The 4,727-nt window shown below is 75.2% G+C and carries 6 protein-coding genes; 3 read left to right on the top strand and 3 right to left on the bottom strand.

Annotated features, from left to right (window positions below; translation table 11 throughout):
• Positions 1–358, bottom strand: a 358-nt coding sequence (locus H5J29_RS21350) for a MarR family winged helix-turn-helix transcriptional regulator (protein WP_312858338.1), incomplete at its 3' end; no start/stop codon positions are given.
• 2 nt (positions 359–360) lie between these two features.
• Positions 361–819: an Lrp/AsnC family transcriptional regulator gene (locus H5J29_RS21345; protein WP_312858337.1), complete on the bottom strand. Its 459-nt coding sequence runs from the start codon at positions 817–819 to the stop codon at positions 361–363.
• 101 nt (positions 820–920) lie between these two features.
• Here H5J29_RS21345 and H5J29_RS21340 point away from each other — a divergent pair, with 101 nt between their 5' ends.
• Entirely contained in the window at positions 921–2,546 is a 1,626-nt protein-coding gene (locus H5J29_RS21340; RefSeq protein ID WP_181782821.1) for an alpha-keto acid decarboxylase family protein, read from the top strand.
• Positions 2,547–2,617: 71 nt separating this feature from the next.
• Here H5J29_RS21340 and H5J29_RS21335 read toward each other — a convergent pair whose 3' ends face one another.
• On the bottom strand, positions 2,618–2,965 hold the full coding sequence (locus tag H5J29_RS21335) for a hypothetical protein (RefSeq protein WP_181782820.1): 348 nt from the start codon (positions 2,963–2,965) through the stop codon (positions 2,618–2,620).
• 93 nt (positions 2,966–3,058) lie between these two features.
• Between H5J29_RS21335 and H5J29_RS21330 the strand changes: the two genes are divergently transcribed.
• Both H5J29_RS21330 and H5J29_RS21325 read left to right on the top strand, forming a co-directional pair.
• Positions 3,059–3,922 (top strand): alpha/beta fold hydrolase, encoded by an 864-nt coding sequence (locus H5J29_RS21330; protein WP_181782819.1) that lies wholly within the window; start codon positions 3,059–3,061, stop codon positions 3,920–3,922.
• 50 nt (positions 3,923–3,972) lie between these two features.
• The coding region (locus H5J29_RS21325; RefSeq protein WP_181782818.1) for a glycosyltransferase 87 family protein at positions 3,973–4,727 on the top strand (755 nt) is incomplete at its 3' end.

The following is a 4,727-nucleotide window of genomic DNA, read 5'->3' as shown; positions in this document are numbered from 1 at the left end:
CGACGGAGCGGCCGTCGCCCGCCGCGGAGGTGCGCTCCAGCAGGCCCGCGGCGCTGAGCGTGTTGGTCAGGCTCGACACGGCGGCGCGACTCATCCCGGACAGCTCCGCCGCCCGCCGCGACTCGACGGGACCGGAGATCCACAGCGTGAACAGCAGCCGCCAGGCCGACCAGCTCCACCCGGCGGGTCGGTGCACAGTGGACTCGAGGTCGTAGGTCAGCCCGCTCGCGACCCGGGTGAGCAGCAGGACCAGGCCCATCGCGGAGCGGTCCGTGCCGGGCAGCCGGGCCGCCGTCTCGTCGATCGCGGGCTGCGCGAAGGACAGGAAGTCCTCGGACCCGGAACCGGTGTCGGACACGCTCACAGCAGACCACGCAGCGCGGGCGCCATCCGCAGCGGGATCGACTCGACCATCGCGATCGCGGTGCTGGAGCGCGCGACGCCGTGGCACCGCAGCAGGTCCAGGGTGATCCGGTGCAGGTCCACGGTGTCCCGCGCGACCACCCGGACCATCAGGTCGCCGTCCCCGGTGATCGCGTGCGCCTCGCAGACCTCGGGGACCTCGGCGATGTCCGCCAGGGTCTGGTCCGCGTCCGCCTGGCTGATCGCGAGGGTGAGGAACGCGAGCACCGGATACCCCGCGGCCTCGTGCCGGGTCCGCACGCTGACCGGCGCGAGCGCCCCGTCCGCCTCCATCCGCCGCAGCCGGGACTGGACCGTGTTGCGCGCCAGCCCCAACCCCTCCGCCAACGCGACGACGGTGGCGTGCGGGTCCGCGTCCAGCGCCAGCAGGATCCGGGCGTCTGTCCGATCGAGCACGCTGACCAGCCCTTCCCGTGGTTCGCGATCCCTATTGAGCATTCTGCATCATCAACTCGGCGTCTCTTGCGCAGAACTCGCAACGGGCGTGTCCTGGAGCCATGCCGACCGTCGCGCAGTACCTCGCCCACCGGCTGCACGCGCTCGGCGCCAGGCACCTCTTCGGCGTCCCGGGCGACTTCAGCCTCTCGCTGCTGGACTCCGTCCTGGAGACCGGGCTGCTCGAGTGGGTCGGCTCACCCAACGAGCTCAACGCCGGCTACGCCGCCGACGCCTACGCCCGCACCCGCGGCATCGGCGCCGTGGTGACGACCTTCGGCGTCGGCGAGCTCTCGGCGATCGACGCCGTGGCCGGGGCCTACGCGGAGAACGTGCCGCTCGTGCAGATCACCGGCGCGCCCGCGACCGGCCGCGACGGCCTGCTGCTGCACCACACCCTGGGCGACGGCGACCTCGGCCGCTTCGCCCGCGCGTACGGCGAGGTCACGGCGGCGGGTGCGGTGCTGACGCACGAGGATCCCTGCGCCCGGATCGACGAGGTCCTCGCCGTGGCCCTGCGCGAGCTCCGCCCCGTCTATCTCGCGATCCCGGCCGACGTCGCCCTCGCCCCGGCCGAGCGTCATGGGGCCACCACTGTCGTTCCGACCCCCTCCGACGACGGTCGTGGCTCCGTACCGCGCTTTCGACAGGCCGCACGCGAGCTGCTCGACGGCGCGCACAGCGCCGCGGTGATCGCGGGGCACCTCGTGGAGCGGACCCGCAGCCGGGACGCGTTCCGTGCGCTGGTGGCGGCCGCGGACTCCCCCGTCGTGACGCTGACCTCGGGTCGCGGCGCGATCGACGCCGACCATCCGCTCTTCGCCGGGGTCTACGTCGGGGAGATCGGCGCCAAGCGGGCCGTGCTCGCGGTGGAGACCGCGGACGTCCTGCTCGAGATCGGCACCCTGATGTCCGACGCCGTGACCGGCGTGTTCTCCCACCGCGACGATCCCGCCCACACCGTCCACCTCGGCCTGCGGACCGCTCGCGTGGCCGGGCAGGAGTTCGCGGTGCCGTTCGCGACCGGGCTGAGCGTCCTCACCGCACTGCTCGCGGACACCGCCCTGCACCGCGAGCTCCCCGACCTGCCCCCGGGCGGCCCCGTCGCCGGCGAGACGCTGGACCAGGACGCCCTGTGGGCGGTCCTCGAGCGACGGCTGCCGGCCGGGTCGCGGCTGGTCACGGACATCGGGACCACGTTCTGGGGGGCGGCGGGGATCACTCTGCCCCCGGGCGTCGACGTCGTCGCCCAGCCGCTCTGGTCCTCCATCGGCTACGCGCTGCCCGCCACCCTCGGGTGTGCGCTGGCCGCTCCCGGACGGCGGCCGGTGCTGGTGATCGGGGACGGCGCCGCGCAGATGACGGTCCAGGAGCTGGGGAACCTCGCACGCCGGACCGACGCGGTCGTGGTCGTCGTCGACAACTCCGGGTACACGATCGAACGGGCGCTGCAGAGCCCGCAGGCCGTGTACAACGACGTCGCGAGCTGGGACTGGACCGCGCTCGTCCGTGCCTTCGCCCCCGGCGTCGACCTGCGGACGGGCTCGCCGACCACCCCGGCCGAGCTCGACGCCGAGCTGGTCGAGGCCCTGGCCGACGACCGGATGACGCTGCTCCACGTCCGGCTCGACGCCCTGGACGTCCCCGCAGGACTGCAGGGCCTGGCCGACCGGGTCCACGGCCGCTGACCCGGCGCACGGACCCCGGAAGCACGAACGGCACTCCCGTGAGCGGGAGTGCCGTCCGTCGGGGATGCGGGTCAGACCTCCAGGAGGCGCTCCGCGTCGGCTCGTTCGCATTCCTGCACCGCGCCCGGCAGGGCGTCCCGCAGCGACCAGCTGGTGACGCTGCCGTCGGGCCCGGTGGTCCGACCGCGCGCCAGGGCACGGCAGATGCGCAGGCGCACCTCGTCCTCCAGGTCGACGTCGCAGGCGAACAGCACCCGCAGCCGCACCCGTCCGCCGACCCGGCCCACCGCGGTGTGCAGGGCGGTCGCCGAGTCGTCCGCGGCCTCGCCGAGCTCGGCGGCGATGGCCGCTCCGGGGGCGGACTGGTCGAGGTCCGAGGCGAGGTCGAGCTCGGCGGTGTGCGCGAAGGCGGAACGCATCGCGCCAGCATGCCACACATCTGTGGCGCTCGTCACACCCCCGTCCCGGTCCTCGGTCACAGCGCCGTCGCGGGGGCTCCGTAGCCTCGAGGCGTGGAGGCCACCCGGGTCACGGTCGTCGGCGGACGGCGCGTGGCCTGGACCGAGCACGGCGACCCCGGGGGCCGGCTCGTCGTGTTCCTGCACGGCATCCCGGACAGCAGGCTCGGCAAGTCCTACCTCGACGCGGCCGCCCGTGAGCGCGGCCTGCGGGTCGTCTGCCCGGACCGGCCCGGGATCGGCCGGTCGGACCCCCTCCCCGACCACACGGTCGCGGGCTACGCGGGCCAGGTCGCGGCGCTCGCCCGCGCCCTTGGCGCCGACCGCTACGGGGTGCTCGGCTACTCCGGCGGCGGGCCGTTCGCGCTGGCCTGCGCGGCGGGAGCCGATCCGCACCTCACCGCGGTCACCGTGGTCGCGGGTCTCGGACCGCTGGACCGGGAGGGGGCGCGGGCGGGCGTCGGCACCGAGGACCTGGACATGATCGACCTCGCCCGGCACCGCCCGTGGCTCGGTGCGCTGGTGCTTCGCGGGGAGCGGCTGGCGGTGCGGCTCGCCCCGGGATTCGCGCTGCGCCTGACCGCCGACGGCCTCACCGCGCACGACCGCGCGATGCTCGACCACGTGGGCGGAGAGCTGCTGCTCGCCGGGTTCGCCGAGGCGCTGCGCCCGGGGCCGCGCGGGGTGCTGGCCGAGTACGCGCTGCTCGGGGCGCCGTGGGAGCTGGACTGGAAGGCGGTCGCGGTGCCCGTCCACCTCGTCGCGGGCGAGGACGACCGCACCGTCCCGCTGCACCACGCCGAGGACGTCCTCGCCCGGCTCCCCGCCGACGTCGGCACCCTGCACCGGATCCCGGACGCCGGGCACGTCTCGGTCGTCCGGCACCTCGGCGCCGTGCTGGACACCCTCGCCGGGTAGCGGGACCACCGCCCGGGGGTCCGCGGCGGCGCCCCGATAGCGTCCGACGGGTGCGTCGCGCCGCCCTCCCCCTCGCCGTGGCGCTGCTCGCCCTGCAGGTCCCGGTCCTCGCGCTCTGGCCCGCCGCGCACACGCTGCTCATCGACCTCCAGGTCTACGTGGCGGGCGGTGCGCACGTGCTCGCGGGCGAGCCGCTCTACGACGGCGGCGTGCTGCTGGACCTGCCGTTCGTGTACCCGCCCGTCGCGGCCGTGCTGTTCGTCCCGCTCACCCTGCTCCCGCTCCCGCTGCTGAAGATCCTCTGGACCGCGGCCGGGATCGTGCTGCTCACCCTCGTGGTCCGCCGGTGCGCGCCCGGCGTGCCCGCCGCCGTCGTGCTGCTGCTCACCGCCGCCGCGCTCGGGCTCGACCCGGTCCGCACCACTCTCTACCTGGGGCAGGTCAACGTCGTCCTGCTCGCCCTGGTGCTGCTCGACCTGACCGGCCGCGGGCGCCTGCGCGGCGTCGGGCTGGGCATCGCCGCGGCGATCAAGCTCACCCCGTTGCTGTTCGTGGTGTACCTGCTCCTCACCCGCCGGTTCCGGGCCGCCGCGACGGCCGTGGCGACCTTCGTCGTGGCGACCGGGCTCGGGTTCCTCGTGGCCCCGGCGGACTCGGTGCGGTACTGGCTGCGGGGCACGTTCCTGGCCGCGGACCGGATCTCCGCGGTCGCGGGCCCGAGCAACCACGCGCTGGCCGGGAGCGTGGGCAGGCTGTTCGGCGAGCACACCGCACTCGCCCTGACCCTGTCCGCGCTGCTCGCGGC

The sequence above is a fragment of the Pseudonocardia pini genome, from assembly GCF_013870575.1.
Taxonomy (GTDB): Bacteria; Actinomycetota; Actinomycetes; order Mycobacteriales; family Pseudonocardiaceae; genus Pseudonocardia; species Pseudonocardia pini.
The sequence above is the reverse complement of the archived record's forward strand: the minus strand, read 5'-3'. Positions and strand labels throughout refer to the sequence as shown.

What these genes read in the sequence shown, in the direction of transcription:
- H5J29_RS21340 (WP_181782821.1), top strand. Translation starts at nt 921, where the DNA reads ATGCCGACCGTCGCGCAGTACCTCGCCCACCGGCTGCACGCGCTCGGC.
- H5J29_RS21335 (WP_181782820.1), bottom strand. Translation starts at nt 2,965, where the DNA reads ATGCGTTCCGCCTTCGCGCACACCGCCGAGCTCGACCTCGCCTCGGAC.